Origin of the sequence: Arthrobacter sp. ISL-48 (assembly GCF_018613805.1) — a bacterium.
GTDB lineage: Bacteria > Actinomycetota > Actinomycetes > Actinomycetales > Micrococcaceae > Arthrobacter.
In genome coordinates, this window is sequence record NZ_JAGGPL010000018.1 from 108,640 (window position 1) to 127,491 (window position 18,852).

The 18,852-nt window shown below is 64.3% G+C and carries 16 protein-coding genes; 8 read left to right on the forward strand and 8 right to left on the reverse strand.

Annotated features, from left to right (window positions below; all coding sequences use genetic code 11):
* Positions 1-34: 34 nt before the first annotated feature.
* Entirely contained in the window at positions 35-379 is a 345-nt protein-coding gene (locus J7E83_RS15570; RefSeq protein WP_214963914.1) for a zf-TFIIB domain-containing protein, read from the forward strand.
* Positions 380-420: 41 nt separating this feature from the next.
* Here J7E83_RS15570 and J7E83_RS15575 read toward each other — a convergent pair whose 3' ends face one another.
* Both J7E83_RS15575 and J7E83_RS15580 read right to left on the reverse strand, forming a co-directional pair.
* On the reverse strand, positions 421-990 hold the full coding sequence (locus J7E83_RS15575; RefSeq protein WP_214963916.1) for a hypothetical protein: 570 nt from the start codon (positions 988-990) through the stop codon (positions 421-423).
* A 2-nt stretch (positions 991-992) separates the two neighbouring features.
* On the reverse strand, positions 993-1,448 hold the full coding sequence (locus J7E83_RS15580) for a hypothetical protein (RefSeq protein ID WP_214963918.1): 456 nt from the start codon (positions 1,446-1,448) through the stop codon (positions 993-995).
* A gap of 682 nt (positions 1,449-2,130) precedes the next feature.
* Here J7E83_RS15580 and dnaB point away from each other — a divergent pair.
* Complete coding sequence (gene dnaB / locus J7E83_RS15585) at positions 2,131-3,510, forward strand: replicative DNA helicase (RefSeq protein WP_214963920.1); 1,380 nt, start codon at positions 2,131-2,133, stop codon at positions 3,508-3,510.
* 35 nt (positions 3,511-3,545) lie between these two features.
* Here the strand turns inward: dnaB and J7E83_RS15590 are convergent, their stop codons facing one another.
* Both J7E83_RS15590 and J7E83_RS21540 read right to left on the reverse strand, forming a co-directional pair.
* Complete coding sequence (locus J7E83_RS15590; protein ID WP_214963922.1) at positions 3,546-4,526, reverse strand: acyl-CoA thioesterase; 981 nt, start codon at positions 4,524-4,526, stop codon at positions 3,546-3,548.
* A 114-nt stretch (positions 4,527-4,640) separates the two neighbouring features.
* A complete protein-coding gene (locus J7E83_RS21540; RefSeq protein ID WP_311379719.1) occupies positions 4,641-9,041 on the reverse strand; it encodes a GDSL-type esterase/lipase family protein in 4,401 nt (1,466 codons plus the stop codon).
* 330 nt (positions 9,042-9,371) lie between these two features.
* Between J7E83_RS21540 and aztD the strand changes: the two genes are divergently transcribed.
* Positions 9,372-10,712 (forward strand): zinc metallochaperone AztD, encoded by a 1,341-nt coding sequence (gene aztD, locus J7E83_RS15600; RefSeq protein ID WP_251043926.1) that lies wholly within the window; start codon positions 9,372-9,374, stop codon positions 10,710-10,712.
* A 91-nt stretch (positions 10,713-10,803) separates the two neighbouring features.
* Here the strand turns inward: aztD and J7E83_RS15605 are convergent, their stop codons facing one another.
* The gene (locus J7E83_RS15605; protein ID WP_214963924.1) at positions 10,804-11,238 is read right to left on the reverse strand and encodes a DoxX family protein; all 435 of its coding nucleotides are present in this window, start codon (positions 11,236-11,238) and stop codon (positions 10,804-10,806) included.
* Positions 11,239-11,425: 187 nt separating this feature from the next.
* On the opposite strand from J7E83_RS15605, the gene J7E83_RS15610 reads away from it, so the two are divergent.
* The 3 genes from J7E83_RS15610 to J7E83_RS15620 all read left to right on the forward strand — a co-directional run bounded on the left by J7E83_RS15610 (position 11,426) and on the right by J7E83_RS15620 (position 13,890).
* Positions 11,426-12,778 carry an MATE family efflux transporter gene (locus J7E83_RS15610; protein WP_311379720.1) on the forward strand — a complete coding sequence of 451 codons (1,353 nt, stop codon included), beginning with the start codon at positions 11,426-11,428 and terminating at the stop codon, positions 12,776-12,778.
* Positions 12,779-12,803: 25 nt separating this feature from the next.
* Positions 12,804-13,394, forward strand: coding sequence for a hypothetical protein (locus J7E83_RS15615; protein WP_214963927.1), 591 nt, complete (start codon positions 12,804-12,806; stop codon positions 13,392-13,394).
* A 118-nt stretch (positions 13,395-13,512) separates the two neighbouring features.
* On the forward strand, positions 13,513-13,890 hold the full coding sequence (locus J7E83_RS15620; protein ID WP_214963929.1) for a hypothetical protein: 378 nt from the start codon (positions 13,513-13,515) through the stop codon (positions 13,888-13,890).
* 121 nt (positions 13,891-14,011) lie between these two features.
* Here J7E83_RS15620 and J7E83_RS15625 read toward each other — a convergent pair whose 3' ends face one another.
* Positions 14,012-14,557 (reverse strand): CGNR zinc finger domain-containing protein, encoded by a 546-nt coding sequence (locus tag J7E83_RS15625; protein WP_214963932.1) that lies wholly within the window; start codon positions 14,555-14,557, stop codon positions 14,012-14,014.
* Positions 14,558-14,628: 71 nt separating this feature from the next.
* Between J7E83_RS15625 and J7E83_RS15630 the strand changes: the two genes are divergently transcribed.
* Positions 14,629-15,654 carry a DMT family transporter gene (locus J7E83_RS15630; protein WP_214963934.1) on the forward strand — a complete coding sequence of 342 codons (1,026 nt, stop codon included), beginning with the start codon at positions 14,629-14,631 and terminating at the stop codon, positions 15,652-15,654.
* A 61-nt stretch (positions 15,655-15,715) separates the two neighbouring features.
* On the opposite strand, the gene J7E83_RS15635 is transcribed toward J7E83_RS15630, so the two are convergent.
* Entirely contained in the window at positions 15,716-15,979 is a 264-nt protein-coding gene (locus J7E83_RS15635) for a hypothetical protein (RefSeq protein ID WP_214963937.1), read from the reverse strand.
* 210 nt (positions 15,980-16,189) lie between these two features.
* Here J7E83_RS15635 and J7E83_RS15640 point away from each other — a divergent pair, with 210 nt between their 5' ends.
* Positions 16,190-16,462, forward strand: a complete 273-nt coding sequence (locus tag J7E83_RS15640; RefSeq protein WP_214963939.1) for a DUF2277 domain-containing protein — start codon at positions 16,190-16,192, stop codon at positions 16,460-16,462.
* Between the two features lies 1 nt (position 16,463).
* Here J7E83_RS15640 and J7E83_RS15645 read toward each other — a convergent pair whose 3' ends face one another.
* A complete protein-coding gene (locus J7E83_RS15645) occupies positions 16,464-18,848 on the reverse strand; it encodes a cation-translocating P-type ATPase (RefSeq protein ID WP_214963941.1) in 2,385 nt (794 codons plus the stop codon).
* Between the last annotated feature and the right edge of the window lie 4 nt (positions 18,849-18,852).

The following is an 18,852-nucleotide window of genomic DNA, read 5'->3' on the forward strand; positions in this document are numbered from 1 at the left end:
GAACTTTCCGGCCGCCCCGCACGTTGACCGGGACATGAAGTGTCCTGTGGATTCTGTTGACCTGATAATGAGCGAACGCAGTGGTATCGAGATCGACTACTGCCCCAAGTGCCGTGGCGTGTGGCTGGACAGGGGTGAGTTGGACAAGATTATCGACCGCGCCGCCGATTCCCTGGGCGGGGGAGCGGCCGGTGCTGCCCGGCCGGTGACCCCGGGCCCTGGGATGGCCCCGCCGCCGCTGTATCAAAACTTTGAGCCCCGCCGCGAGCAACACCGCCACGATGACCGGGACTACGGGAAGCAGGCCTCTGACCGCGACTACGACCGGCGCCGGCCGAAAAAGAAAGAGGGCTGGCTAGGGGACCTGTTCGACTTCTAGCTGTTGCCGCCTTGGGCGCCCGGGGATCGCAGTGCGTGGTGTCAGTCGTCCAGGAGCGCGATGAACTCACGCGCCTGCTTCAATGAGATGTCTGAATGCCGCGTGAGGGCGTTCGCCGCGCCTTCGGGATCCCCGCTGCGGGCGAGCGTGCGGATCCGCCCGTAGATCTCGTCGTTGAGCATGTTGCTGCTAACCTCCCGGGTGACGTCGCCTTTACTGGCGATGGCACGGTACCGGTAGGGGAAACGCTGGGGCGCATCATCGTCATCGGGGTCCGCCAGCACAGGTTCAGCCGTGGGGTTCCGGTAAGGCTGTGGATGGGCCGCCAATGCGCCCACGGCATCCCGGGCGGCCCGCAAGCCCTCTCCGGTCGCCTCGTAGTAGAGCTTGATGGCCGCCATGGCCTGTCCCTGGGCGATGAGCGCGTAGAGCCGCCTGTGCTGATCCTCCGTAAGCTTGGCGGAGGCCGAACGGGCAAGCTCCACGGGATTCACGGCGGGGGTGGAGGACCGGCCGCCCGCTGCCGCCCGCTTGCTGATGGCCCGCGCTGCCAGCGCCACGCCAACGGCCACAACAACCGAGATGAGGGCAGGGATCAATAGGGATTGCATGTCTAAAGCCGATCTACATACTTTTTGGCGGTAGCAAGGTCCGCGTGGGTTGCTTGGCGGAGCAGTTTGATGGCCTGGATCTTCTGTCCGTTACGCGCCATCGACTGCAGTTGCTGCGAGAGCTGGGGGTTCAGCTGCCCGCCGGGAAGTGCAAGGTAGCCATGCTGCCCAGGGGCGGAGCCCGGCTGCCCATGCAAGGCTGCGCGGGCGTGGTCCTCCTGCTGCGACTGCTGCTGCTCGTTCTGGCTGGGCCGGGTGTTGGCGTCTACTCGTGCGCGTGCTGCTGTGGCTGCCCGGACCTGGGACGCATAGTGCTCAGCCGATCGCATTGCGAGGTCCTGCTGATACCTTTCGGCGTCAGAGATTCCGGAATCGCGCGGGCGCAGGGCTGTTGCGAGCCCCCAAAGCACCGCCACCAGGATTAAGGCAGGCAGTAACACCATCAGTATTTCGCCCATAAATAGAGCTTAGGCCAGTTCGGCGTTATCCACAGCATATTCCGCAGGCAGCATGGACGCAGGAGGCCGTACCGCAAAGCGAAGCCGTTCGGTGTGTGATCGATCACAAAAAGCGCATGGGTCGTGACATTCACCCTGCAGAATCTGGCCACTATCAACAGTGGCGGCCTGCAAGCTGTGGATGAAGGTTCCCCGAAAGAATATTTACTCCACACCCTGGTCTGAATGTTTTCGCAGGTCAAAGCCATATGCGAGGCAAAACTTTTTTTGTTTCCACAGTGTCGCCCACAGGCTGTGCACAAGCTATGCCACTTAGTGCACAGGTTATCCACAACCGGGCACGGCTGCCGGCTTTGCTGCGGGCACGAGGACGGCTAGCGTAGCGGAATACCTGTTTTGGGGGCAGAAACGCTGCCGCCGATAGGTGGCCCACCACGACGAGTCCCCGGACCTGAACGCGGTGATGTCCTCTGTGGATAACCTGTGGATTGTGGGGATAAGTCTCTGTGCAGGCGCCAAAAGGGGCTCGTTGGGTCGCCCGCCCGGAATTGTCGGTGCCCGCCGGTAGACCTAAAGAGTATGGCGCTGTGGACGTCCCAATGGTCCGCACCCACCCGCAGGAAAGATGGCTTACGCGCCGCGGCAGCTGGATAGCCGCAGCACACAACGGAGGACGGCAGCTTTGTCAGTAACGCACTTGGATCCGATCGAGAACACCCGGGGATCCGAAAGCAGCCGGAAGCCTCCGCAGGACATTCCCGCCGAACAGTCAGTGCTGGGCGGCATGATGCTCTCCAAGGACGCCATAGCCGACGTCGTGGAGATCCTCCGCGGCCAGGACTTCTACCGCCCTGCACACGAGACCATCTACGAAGCCATCATCGACCTCTACGGCCGCGGCGAGCCCGCCGACGCCGTTACGGTGTCCGATGAGCTGACCAAGCGCGCCGAGATCAACAGGATTGGCGGTCCCGCCTATCTGCACGAACTCATCCAGACCGTCCCGACGGCGGCGAACGCCGGCTACTATGCAGAGATCGTGGCTGAACGGGCCGTCCTGCGCCGGCTGGTCAACGCCGGCACAAAGATTGTCCAACTGGGTTACGGCTCCGACGGCGAAGTGGAGGACCTGGTCAACCAGGCCCAAGCCGAGGTCTACGCCGTTGCCGAGCGGCGCACCGCCGAGGACTATGTGGTCCTCAAGGACGTGATGGAAGCCACGGTGGACGAGATCGAAGCCTCGGGCCACCGCGGCGAAGGCATGACCGGTGTTCCCACCGGTTTCTATGAGCTGGACGAGCTGACCCACGGCCTGCACCCGGGCCAGATGATTGTTATCGCTGCCCGTCCGGCCGTAGGTAAGTCGACGTTCGCCTTGGATTTCGCGCGGTCAGCAGCCATCAAGAACAACCTGGCAACAGTCATGTTCTCGCTGGAAATGGGGCGGAACGAGATCGCGATGCGCCTCCTTTCTGCCGAGGCGACTATCGGTCTCCAGGACCTCCGCAAGGGCACCATAAAGGACGAGCAGTGGTCCAAGATCGCCACCACCATGGGCCGGATGAACGATGCCCCCTTGTTCATCGATGACAGCCCCAACATGTCGCTGATGGAAATCAGGGCCAAATGCCGCCGCCTCAAGCAGCAGCACGACCTCAAGCTCGTGATCCTTGACTACCTCCAGCTCATGAGCTCCGGCAAGAAGGTGGAATCGCGTCAGCAGGAAGTGTCCGAATTCTCCCGTGCCCTCAAGCTGCTGGCTAAGGAACTCCAGGTCCCGGTGATCGCCCTGTCCCAGCTGAACCGTGGATCGGAACAGCGCCAGGACAAGCGCCCTATGGTCTCGGACCTTCGGGAATCCGGCTCCATCGAGCAGGACGCCGACATGGTGATCCTGCTGCACCGTGAGGACGTCTACGACAAGGAGTCACCGCGTGCAGGTGAGGCAGACATTCTGATCGCCAAGCACCGAAACGGTCCCACGAAGGACATTGTGGTTGCCTTCCAGGGCCACTATTCGCGGTTCGCCAATATGGCGGCCGACGCCGGCGGCGGCTTCTAGCGCCGGCCCGCCTGTGCGCCCAGTGACGCGGCGGTTCAGGGCCGCGCAGTCCGCTGCGTCAACAGGTGGTTGGGCAGCCGGTTTCCCGGTGCCGTGCCACGGATTTCCAGCAGTTCCCGGGCATGGGCGTGCAGCCTCTTGTCCTCTTCGGACACAGGAACCCACGGCGGTATAGGTACTGACGTGCCTTCGGCGTCGCGGGCGACCATGACGGTCAGGCAGTACGTGGTCAGCTTAAGCTCCCGGCCCTTGGGATCCCCCGAGCGGACGTGGACTGCGACGTGCATGCCCTTGGTCCCGGTATAGACCAGCCGGGCTTCGACTTCCACAACGTGGCCGATCAGCAGCGGGCGGTAGAATCGGACGCCGCCGGAGAACACTGCCACGGTGTCCTTTCCGCAGTACCTGGACGCACAGACGTAAGCAGCCTCGTCGATCCACTTCATCACGATGCAGCCGTGTACCTTGCCTCCCCAGTTCACGTCGGTAGGGGCGGCCATGAACCGCAACGTCACGCGTTCGGCCGTGCCGGCGTCGGTATATTCCTGGCTGTTCATGGCTTCGACGATCTGTTCCCGGACCTTGATCCGGGCCAGCGCGTGGTCGCGCTGTTCGATTTCCGCGGCCGAGACAGGTTCGAACTGCTTGACCGGAATGGGTTTCCCGTCCTCGCCCACGGCTACAAAAATGACCATGCACTGGCTTCTCATGGTGGCCGGCCCGCCCTTCGGATCCCCCGAGGAGACCACCGTACGGATATGCATGGAGGAGCGCCCGGTGTACACGATCGTGGCCTCAACCTCCACCATGTCACCGCTGTTCACCGGGTCTGCGAAGTGGATGTTCCCCACATAGGCCGTGACGCAGTAGGACTTGGCCCAGCCCACCGCGGCGGCATAGGCGGCCTTATCCACCCACTCCAACACGGTTCCGGCGTCCACCGAACCGCTGTGTCCCACGTCCATGGGAGCGGCCAGGAAGCGGAGCGTTACGGAGTTGGAGGCGGTCTCAGTCATGCTGCGATCTTACTGAGGAGGAACGTTACCCGCCGGTCGCCCGCAAAGAAACGGTGCCCCCTCCCCAGATTGCGGAGGGGGCACCGTGGTTCATGTCCGGTCAGGGCAGCTGAATTAGTTGGTTCCGGTATAGGCAATGTCTGGCATCGCCGGAGTTTCCATGCCTTCGCCGATGTAGAAGCCCGGGTGCGGAGGCTGGTTGTACGCTACATTTTCGCGGGCAACCGAGAGCCGGTACACGGGGTCGTGCATCAGCGTTCGCAGCCGGACGTCGGTGCCGGACGCTGTCGTGTAAATCCGCAGTTCGGTGCTGTCTGCGGAACGCCAGGCGATTTCCTCACGCCAGTCGCCCAACAGGTCCGCCTGGATGGCGGGGGTTCCTTTGGTGCTGTTGTTCGTCTTGGCACCGGCCGCCGTCAGCAGGCGGTCACTGGACTGGGTGTTCCAGTTCCACTTGCTGATGGTTGGGGTGCCGCTGTTGGCCGGGGCGTCCCAGTCGTGGTCAACGATCTCCCGGAGCAGGTCACCGTCCCACCAGGCCAGGAAGTTGGCCGCAGGGATATTGGTGCTGAGGAGCTCGCCCTTGGCGGACCTCAGTTCGCCCACGGGGGAGTTCCAGGCTGCGTCGCCGCCGACAGCCCACGCCTCGGCGCCGAGGTGGCGCGGATCGATGTCGCCGGCGGCCCCCCGGCCGGTGTCCTTGGTAGCAGGGATGCTCCACAGGACTTCGCCGGTGGCGGAGTCGCGGAACGTGGCCCCGCGGTTGCCACTGGCGCCCATTTCCTCGTGGACGGCGAACGTCTCCAGGCCAGGGCGGGAGGGATCCAGGTCGCTCGTGTGAATAGCATCGCCATGTCCCAGGCCAGTGGTGTATAGCGGCTGTCCGTTGTCGTCGATGGTCATGGAACCGAAGACGAACTCGTCCTTTCCATCAGCATCCACGTCAGCAACAGACAGGTTGTGGTTGCCCATACCGCGGTATTGGTCACCGGAGACGTTGGAGTCGAAGACCCAGCGCTTGACGATCTTCCCGCCAACGAGGTCGTAGGTCGCCAGCACCGCCCGGGTGTAGTAGCCGCGGCTGAACATCATGGAGGGGTGCTCGCCGTCGAGGTAGGCCACGGCGCCCAGGAAACGATCAACGCGGTTGCCGTAGGTGTCGCCCCAGGCTCCCACGTCGCCGCGCGGAGGATCGTACTTGACGGTGTCCATAATGGTGCCGCTGACACCATGGAACACCGTCAGGAACTCGTCGCCGGTAAGGACGTAGCCGCTGCTGTTTCGGTAATCAGCGCTGGCGTTCCCGATCACGGTACCGGCGGCGTCCCGGGTACCGTCAGCAGTCTTCATGGCCACTTCGGCCTTGCCGTCACCGTCGAAGTCGTAGGCCAGCACCTGGGTGTAATGCGCGCCGGCGCGGATGTTCCTGCCCAGGTCGATCCGCCAGAGCTTTGTGCCGTCCATCTTGTACGCGTCAACATACACGATGCCGGTATAGCCGGCCTGCGAGTTGTCCTTGGAGATGGACGGTGACCACATCTGAATCACTTCGTACGTGCCGTCCCCATCCAGGTCTGCAACGCTGGCGTCGCCGGCGGAGTAACTGTAGGGCTGCCCATCCTTGGTGTAGTCATCAGCGGGCTTGTCCAGCTTGATGGCCAGGTAGTCCCGGGCGAGCGGCGTGAACTCGGCGGTGAGCTGGTCCCCGCCGTTGCCCACGGCCTTGATGACGTACTTCGATGCGGCCGTTCCGGCGGGGTCCAGGAACGTGGTGCTGTTCCTGATGGGCTCCGTGGTGAGCTGGACACCGTCGCGGATGACATGGAAGCCGATCTGCTCGGGATCCAGGCCCAGCATGCGCCAGCCCACGCGGACTCCCTGGTCTGTGACCAGCGCAACCGGGGCTCGGTCCAGGTTTTCCATTTGCCGGTTCACCACGCTGACTTTTTCCGTTCCGATAACTGCCGACGGCGCGGATTCGCCGCCCTTGTTCACGGTGGTCACGCGATAGTAGTACTTGATGGTGGTCAGCACGGTGGTGTCCGTGTAGTTCACCTCGGTGGCGCGGCCCACGTATCCGAAAGGCCCGTCCGGGGAGGTGGACCGGTAGACGTGGTAGGCGGCTGCGCCGGACACCTTTTGCCACTTGAGGGTAACGCTGGTCTTTTCGACTGCCTTGATATCCAGTTTGTTGGTGGCCGCCGGTACGGGCGTGTTTGGATCCACGAGGGCCACGTCCACTGTGTTGGAGGCGACGGACTCCAGGCCCGTGTTGTCCAGAGCCGTTACGAAGTACTTATACGGCAGGCCGGCAAAGGCACTGGTGTCCGTAAAGTCCGTTCCCATGACATTGTCGGCCAGCAGTTGAGGGGAGGAGTCATATGAAGCCTGACGGAAAACCTTGTAGCTGGCGGCGTCCGGAACGGCGTCCCAGGTAAGGGAGACCGACGGCGGTGCGGCTGCAGCGTCCACGTTCGTGGCACGCAGGTCGGTCGGACCGACCAGCAGCGGCGTGACTTCCAGCCCGTTCAGGCGCTGGCCGCTTCCGCTGATCCCGAGATTCAACTGGCCATCGCTGACCAGGACCTGGTTGATGACCTTGGTCGCGGAGGAAGCGCGGCCGGAGGTGACGGTTCCGAAGCTCTTTTCTTCCACTGAAATGTCGGTCCGGGTGGAGCCGATCCAGTCACTGTGGTGGGTCTTCAGCGCGTACGTTCCATTGGGTACGTCCAGCCTGAATTCGAAGCTGGAGCCGCTGAGGATAAAGTCGCGGAGCAGGTTGGTGGTGGCGGTGCCCCGGTCCCGGTCGGACAGGCCCGAGGTGTCCGCGAAGCCGAAGCCACGTTCAGGAGTGTAGGCCATCGTGCGGTTGACCTCGGTGTAGCCGGGCTCCAGCGGTGCCCCAGCGGGGCCAAAGTCGAACTTGTACTTGGCCTTCTTGGTTGTCAAGGCCAGCGCGTCACTGAACTCGGACAGTCCCTTGCCGTTCATCGCCGCTACCCGGACGTTGTAGGCGGTGCCTTCGGCCAGTCCGTTCAGGTTGGTGCTCGGTAGGGTGGACGTCGTGGCGAGTTTATAGGCGTCATCAGCTTCGGTTGCCAGTTTGCGGTAGACCTTGTAGATGTCAGCGCCCTCCGAAGGCTGCCACTTGAGCAGCGCGCCGGCGTTGGAGACACTGCCTGCGACGAGGCCCTGCGGTTTGGCCGGGACAGCCGACGGCGGTGCCACGTCCAGGACTCGCGAGGCAAGCGGCAGGCTGAGCTGCTTCACCCCTCCGGCGAGCAGCCGTGCGATCTGGATCGCGCCGTATTCCTGGAAGTGGGTATCGTCAACGGTGCCGTTGGGTCGACCGGGGTAAATGCCGGCGTCGACATGCAGGAAAACGGATTTCGTCTCCTCCGGACCGATGGCATCGTAGTAGGCTTGGCTCAGGGCAGACAGGTCCACCAGGGCCACTTCCTCCTCGGCGGCGAGCTCCTTCATTTTGTCCACATATTCAGGGAAGCTCACCCGGAATGCCCCGGTGGCCGGATCGAAGTCCCGGCGTCCCACAGGTGTGACCAGGATGGGCATGGCACCGCGCTGGCGTGCACCGCTGACGTAGGTCCGGAGGTATTCCTTGTAGTCGGCCGGCGACGCGTAGCGGTCGTCTACGCCGATGGTCGCGTCGTTATGGCCAAACTGGACCATGAGGTAGTCGCCGGGGTTGATCACGCGGAGGATTTCGTCGAGGCGGCCCTGGCTGATGAAGTTCTTGGAGCTGCGGCCTCCAATGGCATGGTTGTAGACAGCCACTTTGTCATCGAAGTAGCGGTCCATCATCTGGCCCCAGCCGGCCTGCGGTTCGAAGGCGGCGTCATAGGTCTGGACCGTAGAATCCCCGGCGAGGTAGACGCCGGGATCAGTGGTAGCGGTGCGCGGTGCGCGGGCTGCGATCACCAGGGAATTGATCTTGGCGGCGGTGCCAGTGAAATCCAGGTTGAGCTGGCCGTCCACGAGGCTGATCGGGAACTCCATTTCCAGGTATTGGCCCGCGGGCCGGTCAGTGAGCTGGACTTTCGCCATCTTTTCCGCCGTGATGGCGATGTTCGTGGCATCGGAAGCATCGCCTGCGATGAGCTTGACCGTGTAGTCGCCATTGGGCAGGTCAACCAGGAAGCTGGTGCCCTGCGCCCGCACAAAGTCTGAGCGAAGGGCATCGCCAGTGCCGCGGTCCGCTCCGGATGTGACGGCGGTGTCCGTGAAACCGAACCCAGCGGCTGCGGAATAAGCCGTGCTGGCGTCTACGCGGGTGTAGCCGTCTGCAGTGCTGCCGGGTCCGAAGTCGAAATGGAATCCGCTGCCGACGGCAGGGAGGGAGGTGTCTGCCTGGACGGAGGGCAGGCCGGTGAAGGCGATCGCGGCCGAGGCGACGGCGGCCGTCAGGGCTTTGGTCGTGGTGGAAAGTCGGCGGCTGCCGCGCGGGGGTCCTTGTGTACCGTCTTGAGGTTGGCGGGCTTGCGGGGGATGGTTCACGAACATCTCCTTCGATGAGCGGCGGAACGTGGATCTGACCACTGCGTCAGATTTGTATCGTTTCAATGAGAAACAAACCGGGGCAACCCGTATTTCTTCGATGTGCCTGCGAGCCGGTCGAGGCAAGAGGGAGATTTGTACAGGGCCCCAGTGCTGTTGCTGACATGTCTATCAGTGGAACGTTTCAGTGGTCAAGCATTTCTGATCGTTTTCTGGGAGTTCTTGGTGTGGAGTGTGCGCCTTGGTTGCCTTTCCTCACAGCCAGCCGGGTCCCCGCTGGCGCGAGGTGCTGAGTTTGATCTATTAATGAGAATCACTAGCATTAACGAAATGATGAGAACCTCTTCCCACCTTTCCCCCAGATCCGCTCCCCGTGCCTTCGGAGTGCCCGCAGTCCTTGCGGCTTCCGCTCTTCTGCTCGCCGCCTGTGCAGGGTCCCAACCTTCCGCCCAGGAAACCGCCGATGACCCAGCCAACCAAGGTGCCACCACTAAAGGAGGTGCACCAAAGGAGGCGTCGGCACCCACTCCCCGGCTTGTCCTGACTCATGATGAAGGGATTACGGTCCTCGATGCCAAGACCCTGAAGCCCGTGGGGGAGGCAGGCCTCGACGGCTTTAATCGATTGAGCCCGGCGGGTGACGGGCGCCATGTCCTGGTGTCCACAGGCGACTCGTTCCGCGTCTTCGACACGGGCGCATGGACGGAGGAGCACGGCGACCACGGCCACTCCTACACGGCCACACCCGAGCTCACCGACAAGGCCTTCAGCGCGGACAAGTCAGGGCATGTGGTCCGTCATGCAGGCAGGACCGTACTCTTTAGCGACGGCTCCGGAAAGGTGGAAAGTTTCGATCCGTCAGAGCTGACGGAGGCGCTCAAGACGGGCCTCCCGCCGACCACTACCTACACGACGCCCGAGGCGCACCATGGCGTGGCCGTGGAGTTGGAGGATGGCCGGCTCCTGGTCACGCTGGGAAACGAGGACCACCGGAACGGCCTGGCGCTTTTGGACACCCCTGGCAGCGGGAGGGCAGCGGAAAGTGTCGGTCCGCAGGCGCCGGCCCGCACGGAGATCCTGCGCAATGAGGACTGCCCCGGCGTGCACGGAGAGGCCGTTGCCGGGCACGACACCGTAGTGGTCGGCTGCGAGGACGGCATGCTGATCTACAAGGAGGGAGCCATCGCCAAGGTTTCCAGCCCTGACCCCTACGGCCGGATGGGCAACCAGGCGGGAAGCCCCGCGTCCCCTGTCATCCTGGGTGACTACAAGGTGGATAAGGATGCCACGCTTGAGCGGCCAACCCGGATTTCCCTGGTCAACACCGACACGGGGCAGTTGCAGCTTGTTGACCTCGGTACGAGCTACTCCTTCCGTTCCCTGGGGCGGGGGCCGGCAGGGGAGGCCCTGGTCTTGGGCACGGACGGATCGCTTCACGTCATTGACCCGCTCACAGGAGCCGTCGCGGGTTCCATCCCTGTAGTGCCCGCCTGGGAAGAGCCGGAAGTGTGGCAGGATCCCCGCCCCACACTATTTGTCCAGGGCTCAACGGCCTACGTCACCGAGCCGGCAACTTCCACGATCCATGCCGTGGACCTGAAGTCCGGCAGGGTCATCAAGAGCGCTGGCCTGGACCATGTCCCCAATGAACTGACCGGCGTCACAGGCTGACGATCGGGGAGCCTGCAGAGACCGGAATGCCGACGGCGGATGGGCACCCGCGTGCCCACCCGCCGTCGAGGTCTACTTCCGAACGCCGTGCTCAGGCGAGGCCTGCCAGCCTCGAGTTCTTGCGGCCGAAGAGGGCCCGGTCCACCGAAATGCGACCCGCACCGGTGAGGGCCAGGGCCAGGGCCGCCGCGGCCAGGAGCAGCACGAGTTCAAAGCCGCCGGTGGCGGCGAAGACGCCAGCCTGGGCATGCACAAGGAACAGTGCGCCGAGCATGTCCAAGGCAAGAAGTGCTGCAACCACGCGGGTCAGGATACCCAGGATGAGGGCTATTCCGCCGGCCAGCTCAAGGCTGGCGACTGCGGGGGCGGTCACTTCGGCGGCGGGCACGCCCATCTTGGCGAATGAGGCCTGTGTGCCGGCGATAGTGAATTCGCTGAACTTCTGCCAGCCGTGGGCAGCAAAGAGGAAGCCGAGAATGACGCGCAGGATGGTAATGGCGGAGGTGGTAAGGGAGGACTGGTTCATGGGAGTTTCACCGTTTCGAATGTCGGTCGGGGCTGTCTGGATACAAGCGGGCCGGATCGCAGCGTTGAAGCTTGAGGTATCGAGTCTTCCCGACTCATGGTTGAATGGTCAACCAATTGCGGCCGAATGTGTCCTTTCTCATGGACGGGCGGAGTTCAGGTCCGCGGCGCCCCGATAGGCTGGCACCGTGCCTGATCGATCCGCCCCTGCTGCCGCGCAAGCGCCACCCGGCCACGCCCGGGAGATACTTCGGCTCGCCATTCCGGCCCTCGGTGCGCTGATCGCCGAACCGCTGTTCCTGCTGGCAGATTCCGCCATCGTGGGCCATCTGGGCGTCGCCCAACTGGCAGGCGTCGGACTCGCCTCGGCCGTGCTTCATACCGCCGTTGGACTGATGGTCTTCCTTGCCTACTCCACCACACCGGCCGTGGCGCGGGCTATCGGCGACGGCCAACTCGCCAAGGCGCTGGCAGCCGGGCGCGACGGCGTCTGGCTGGCGCTGATGCTCGGATTTGTCCTTGCCGCAGCAGGTTTTGTGGCCGCTGAGCCGTTAGTAGGCCTGATGGGGGCTCACGGGGAAGTGCGGACCTTTGCCGTTGACTACCTCCGGTGGTCTATGCCGGGACTCGTGGCCATGCTGGTCATTTTCGCCGGAACAGGGGTGCTCCGGGGCCTTCAGGACACGCGAACGCCGCTGGTGGTTGCCACTGCCGGCTTTGGCCTGAACATCGTGCTCAACCTGTGGCTCGTTTATGGGCTGGGCTGGTCCGTGACTGGCTCTGCGGTGGGCACCAGCATCGCCCAATGGGCCATGGCTGCCGTTTATCTGGTGATGGTGCAGCGGAATGCGGCCCGGAGCGGAGTCAGCCTCCTGCCGGACTGGCACGGCATCCGCGCCATGACCCGTATCGGATCATGGCTGATGCTGCGCACACTCAGCCTCCGGATCGCCATCCTGGCCACCGTCCTGGTCGTCACAGCCCAGGGTGCCGTCAACCTCGCGGCACACCAATTGGCAATGACCATCTTTTCCTTCCTTGCCTTTGCCCTCGACGCGCTCGCAATCGCCGCGCAGGCCCTGATCGGTAAGGAACTTGGTGCGTCCAACCCCGTCGGTGCGCGCCTGCTGACCCGGACCATGACCCGCTGGGGCTTGGGCTTCGGGGTAATCACGGGCCTGCTGCTGGCCACGGTTGCACCATGGGCGGGGGCATTGTTCACTTCCGACCCGGGCGTGCATTCCGTCCTCGTATCCGCCTTATGGGTACTCGCGGCCGGCCAGCCGGTCGCCGGCTATGTTTTTGTGCTCGATGGGGTCCTGATCGGGGCAGGTGATGCCAGATATCTGGCGCTGGCCGGAGTGGTGAATCTTGCCGTCTACGTACCGATGCTCCTGGCCGTCGGAGGCTCCGGCATCTCCGGGGCCGCCGGGCTGACCTGGCTTTGGGTGGCGTTTGCGGTGGGCTATATGGCCGCCCGCGCCCTGACCCTCGGCATCCGGGCCAGGTCCGACCGCTGGATGGTGCTCGGTTCGCCTTAGCACCGGCGCCCACTAAACTGGACCGGTGACCCAACCGTTGACGCCAGCAGGAACTGCCCCAGGTGCCGCCCCCCAAACTGACCTATGGAAGCCGGTACTGCTCCGGGCCCTGGTCGCACTGCTGTTTGGCGCGCTGACCGTCTTCTGGGCTTCCCCGTCAGTGGCTGTCATGGGCTGGTCCGGTGGCACGTACCTGCTGGCCACCGGTCCGTTGCTGATCTGGAGCATCACGAAAGCGGGTTACCGCAATGACGCGATGCCGGGCAGGGTGTTTTCCGCTGCCGGCTCGGCGCTGACCGGTAGCGGCGTGGCGCTGGTCCTGCTCCACGGAGACCTTCTCTTTGGAGTGATCGCAGCTTTTGGGTTGGGCCTGGCAGGCGCCGTGGAACTGTATTGCGGCATCCGGTACCGCGGCCAGCATGTATTGGCCCGGGACTGGCTGGCTTCCGGGATCATCGGCGTCGGCACTGCTGCTGCCCTGCCTTTTTTCATCAGCCTGGGCGCGCATGCTCTCTTGGGTGTGGCGGGCGGGGGCGCCATCATTTCCGGCGTCCTGTGGGTGCTCTCAGGACTGACGCTGCGGCACGATGCCCGGGCGGCGGCTGTGAAGCCGTAAACTAGGAAAGCACGGTTCTACTCGACGTAGAAGTTGGCCGTGCACCAGGCGCGCACGACCCACCCGCACCATTCGAACCAGGCAGGCCGCCGCGCCCGCCTGCAGGAGAGGAACCACCTTGGCAGACCAGCAACCAGGAAAACCGCGTAGGCTGCGGACCTCGGTGAAGGGGCCGCTGATGTTCTCCGCGTTCTGGGCCGTCCTCGCTTTCTTCGCTGTCCTGATCTTTGCTTCCGGGGGCAGCTCGCGCGCCCCGCGGTTCGACCTCGCCTTCACCGGCGCCGGAATTGCCTTCATTGTCACGCTGGTCGTCGCCGCCATGCTCTCCATGAGCTACAAGGACAACGCCGAGCACCTCGGCAAGGGATCCGGCGTCAACCTCAGTTCGGCAAGGAAGCCGTCGCATGGATTTGGCGGGCACGGCCCGGCACAGCCCGGAGGCTCGCCTGATTCCGATGATCCCGGCTCCGCCGGCCGGGACTCCAGCAACTCCTGACCAGCTCCGCCCGCGCCAGCCCCGCCCGCGCCCGACGCGCCGACGCCCAGCCCGCCGACGCCCAGCCCGCCGACGCCCAGCCCGCCGACGCCTAGCCGGCCGAGGCCCAGCCCGCCGACGCCTAGCCGGCTGAAGCCTGGCGGGCGCGGTAGGCAGCGACGTGCATACGGTTGGCGCAGTTGCCGGTATCGCAATAGCGTTTCGAGCGGTTCCTGCTGAGGTCCAGCACGACTGCGTCGCAGTCGTCCGCCTCGCACACCAGCATGCGGTCCATCTCCTTGCTTCGGATCACGTCCACGAGGGCCATGGCAGCCTCGGTGCTCATTCTGTCTGCCAGCGGCGCTTCCCTGGTGGTGGCGTGCAGGTGCCAGTCCCACTGATCGTGTTTCATGAGCTGGGGAAGGGCGTTGGCCTCACGCAGCAGTCGGTTCACGGTTTCCACCGCGGTGTCCTCGTCCGCAGTCCAGAGCCATGCCAGCCGCGCCCGGAGCTGATGGATGCTGGCCAGTTCGGCCTTGTCGCGCGTGCGCGACCCGCTGAATCCTTCCGCCTGGAGAAACCGGTCCAAGTCAGCGACCGTAGCCAGGTTCTCCCGCCCGTTCGCTGCCGTATTGATCAGATTAACGACGGTCCGCAGCGCCACGTCGGTGTCAGGGGCAAAGAGCATCTTGACTCCTTACAAAGGGTGGGCGTAGTGTCATGAGCATTACCCCACTTTACTCCTGACAGGAGGCAACGGTGCCTGCCGCCAACCATCCCGCCGAGACCCGCCAGCCTTCCCTGAAGCGGCGTGGGTTCCTGGCCTCGGGCCTGTGGATCGCGCTGTTTTCCTCCGCTGTCTTTGGCACGTCCGGCTCCTTCGCCAAGGCGCTGCTGGAAGCTGGCTGGTCTCCCGGAGCGGCGGTGACGGCCCGCCTCACCGGCGCCGCCCTGATTCTTGCCGTTCCGGCAGTTCCCGCCCTGCGCGGCCGCTGGCACCAGCTCTGGGCCAACTGGATCACTATTGTGCTGTTTGGCCTGATTGGCGTGGCGGCGTGCCAACTCTTTTACTTCAATGCCGTGGCACGACTATCCGTTGGGGTTGCACTTCTCCTCGAGTACCTGGCCCCGGTAATTATTGTGCTGTGGCTCTGGGCAGCCAGCCGCAGTCGGCCACGGGCGTTGACGTTCGGCGGAACCCTGCTATCCCTCGCCGGACTGCTCCTGGTGCTGGACCTCACTGGAACCGTGAAGATCGATGTCATCGGGGTGCTGTGGGGAATGGCTGCTGCGGTCTGCCTAGCCATATATTTCTTCATTACCGCCAGACAGAACGACTCTTTGCCGCCCATCGTCCTTGCCTCCGGCGGGCTGATGGTGGGCGCGGCCGTGATGTGGCTGGCTGCCGCCTCGGGTCTGCTGCCCATGGCCTTCAGCACCGCAGACACCAAGCTTGGACCCTGGGTCACGCCGTGGTGGGTGGCGCTGGGCGGACTCGTGGTCCTGGCAACGGTCATGGCCTACGTATCCGGCATCATGGCAGCCCGGGCACTTGGATCGAAAGTGGCGTCCTTCGTCTCGCTCACCGAGGTGCTGTTCGCCGTGATCTGGGCATGGCTGCTCCTGGGGGAGCTTCCCGGGGCCATCCAGCTTTTGGGCGGAGTGCTCATCGTGGCCGGCGTCATCCTGGTCCGGCTGGATGAGCTGCGTGCTCCTGCAAGAACTGCCGGGACCATTTCAGCAGCGACCACTCCGCTCGGCGCAGAACGCCGGCTCCGCCAGTAACCGCTTGAGGGCCCGGACAGTGTCCGGGCCCTCAAGGGTGCTAACAGGTAACGCGCGGCGGCTAGCGCGAAGCGTGGTCCTGCTCGTCGGCGTTCTTGGTGGCCTTCTGGCCGGCTTCCTGCAGGGCCTGGGCGACCTTGGTCAGCGAAGCCACGTGCTGGCCTGACCATTCGCTGCGGAACTTCTCCGCATCGGGGCCCATCCACTGGGTGCTGTCCAGCGCCTTGGTGAGCATTGATTTCTGGTTCTCGATTTCAGACGAACCCGCCTGAAGTTTGCTGCCCAGGTTCTTAAGCTGAGCTACATCCGCGCCCCAAATAGCCATCAGATTTCTCCTTCATTTCTTGGATCCGATCCAGATCGGCATCCCCAGCGGCCCCCGGCTCATCCGGAAGATCCATTGCCTAAAACCTATCCCGGCCCCAAAACACTGTCGATGGGCACCACTGCCCATGCTGCACTCTCCATGGGCATGGTCCCGGTTCAGTCCAGGCAGGGGGTCGATCCAAGGCGTTCCAGAGCCTAGCATGACTATATGTGCCGGAATATTCGAACCCTCCACAACTACGAGCCGCACGCCACTTCGGACGAAGTGCATGCCGCGGCACTGCAGTACGTGCGCAAGATCAGCGGCAGCACCAAGCCATCCAAGGCCAACGAGGAAGCCTTCGAGCAAGCAGTGCATGAGATCGCCCACATCACCCAGCACCTCCTGGATTCGCTGGTCAGCCACACTCCGGCCAAGGACAGGGAGGAAGAGGCTGCCAAGGCAAAGGCCCGCGCCGCCGTTCGCTTCGGCGCTGCATGACCTACTTGCCGAAGCTGCGCAACCGCAGTGAGTTCGCCACGACCAGGACCGAGCTTGCCGCCATAGCGGCTCCGGCAACCATGGGGTTCAGGAGCCCCAACGCTGCCACGGGAATGCCCACCGCGTTGTAGAAAAAGGCCCAGAACAGGTTGGTCTTAATGGTGGCGAGCGTTCTACGCGACAGTTCGATGGCCTGGGCAACCTGGCCCAAATCATTGCCCATCACCGTAAGGTCTGCCGCCTCGATGGCGACATCGGTGCCCGAGCCCATCGCAATGCCCAGGTCCGCCTGCGCCAGGGCAGCGGCGTCATTCACTCCGTCGCCGGCCATTGCGACGATGGCCCCATCTGCCTGAAGCTTTCGGACGGCCTCAACCTTGCCGGCCGGGAGGACACCCGCGTAGACGTCGCCCGGGGAAATGCCGACTGAGGAGGCTACCTGCACCGCTACGGCGGCATTGTCCCCGGTCAGCAGGATGGGCCGGAGTCCCAGCGCCTTAAGCCGCGAAACGGCGGCAGCAGACCCGGGCTTGATGGTGTCCCGGAGTGTAATGATGCCGGCAGCCGTGCTGCCCACCGCAACCCAGATCGCCGTGGCGCCTGCCGCTTCCGCGGCGGCGAGGACCCCGCACTGCTCCGGGGAGATCCGGATGCCCTTTTCTTCCAGCCAGCCGCTACGGCCGGCCACGACAACCTGGCCCTGCACCGTTCCGGCGACTCCGCCGCCGGGAGCTGAACGGAAGTGTTCGACGCCGGGAAGGCGGCCGCCGTCGTCGTCCTGACTTTGGTGCGAAGGCAGCGAGGATGCTGACTCAACCGACGATGGATGCCCTGCATGCACTGACTCGGCTGAATGCGTTACCCTCGTGTCTCCTGCCAGGGCCGCGGCGGCGATGGCCCGTGCAATGGGGTGCTCGGATGCCGCCTCGACCGCACCGGCGAGCCGCAGGATCTCGGTTGTGTCGAAGCCGTCAAACGCATGGGTGTTCTCCACGGCAAGCTTTCCGGTGGTCACGGTCCCCGTCTTGTCCAGCAGGATGGTGTCCACGATCCGGGTGTCTTCCAGGACCTGGGGTCCCTTGATCAGGATGCCCAGCTGGGCGCCGCGGCCGGTTCCGGTCAGCAGGCCCACGGGGGTGGCCAGCCCCAGCGCACAGGGGCAGGCAATGACCAGGACGGTGACAGCGGCCGTGAACGCCGCGCGCAACTCGACTTCGCTGACCACCGGGCCCGCGACGAGGAGCCACACAGCGAACGTGAGGACGGCGATGACCAGTACCACCGGGACAAAAACCGCGCTGATGCGGTCGGCGAGGCGGGCGATGGGGGCTTTGCCGGTCTGCGCCTGCGAGACCAGGCGGGCCATTTGGGCCAGGGTGGTTTCGGAGCCCACCCTGCTGGCGCGGACCAACAGGCGGCCGGAGGTGTTGATAGTGGCGCCGGTGACCATGCTGTCCGGCCCAACCTCTACAGGAACGGACTCGCCGGTGACCAGGGAGGCATCGACGGCGGAGTTGCCCTCGACGACGACGCCGTCGGTGGCAATCTTCTCCCCGGGACGGACCACGATGACGTCGCCCACCCGGAGCTGCCCGGCCGGAACCTTATGTTCGACGCCGTTGTGGAGGATGGTGGCGTCCTTGGCCCCGAGGTTCAGCAATGCCTTGAGCGCATCGCCGGCTTTTTGCTTGGCATTGGCTTCCAGGAAGCGGCCCAGGAGCAGGAAAGTGGTGACTACTGCGGCCACCTCGAAATACAGGCCGCCCGATTCCATGCCGTCCATGGCAGGGTGTTCGGTCATCCGGGGATCCAGCACGAGCTGGGCCGCGGAGAACAGGAAGGCGGCCAACACGCCGATGGACACCAGGGTGTCCATGGTGGACGCAAGGTGGCGGGCATTGACGGCTGCGGCGCGGTGGAACGGCCAGGCCGCCCAGCTGACCACGGGCAGCGCCAACGCCCCTGCCACCCAGCCCCAGTGCGGGAACTGGAAGGCGGGCACCATCGAGATCAGGAATACGGCAGCAGTCAGGATGGCAGCCACGATCAGGCGAGGCTTCAGTTGCGATGCTGTGCCTCCAAGCTGCAGGTGGTCCTGATGGGTCCCGTGCCCGTGGTCCGCTGATATTTCGGAAGGGACTGGCAGCCTGCGCAGCCTGGCTTTGTAGCCGGTGGCGTTCACGGTGTCCACGAGCTGCTGGTCGGTGATCCCTGCCGGGACGGTCACATGCGCGGACTCCAGGGGGAGATTGACCGAGGCCACCACGCCGTCGAGTTTGCCGAGCTTCTTCTCCACCCGGTTCACGCAGGAGGCGCAGGTCATGCCCTCGATATCGAGTTCAACCACCCGGCTTCCGGTCTGGTGCAGGAGATGCTCGTTGCTCATTGTC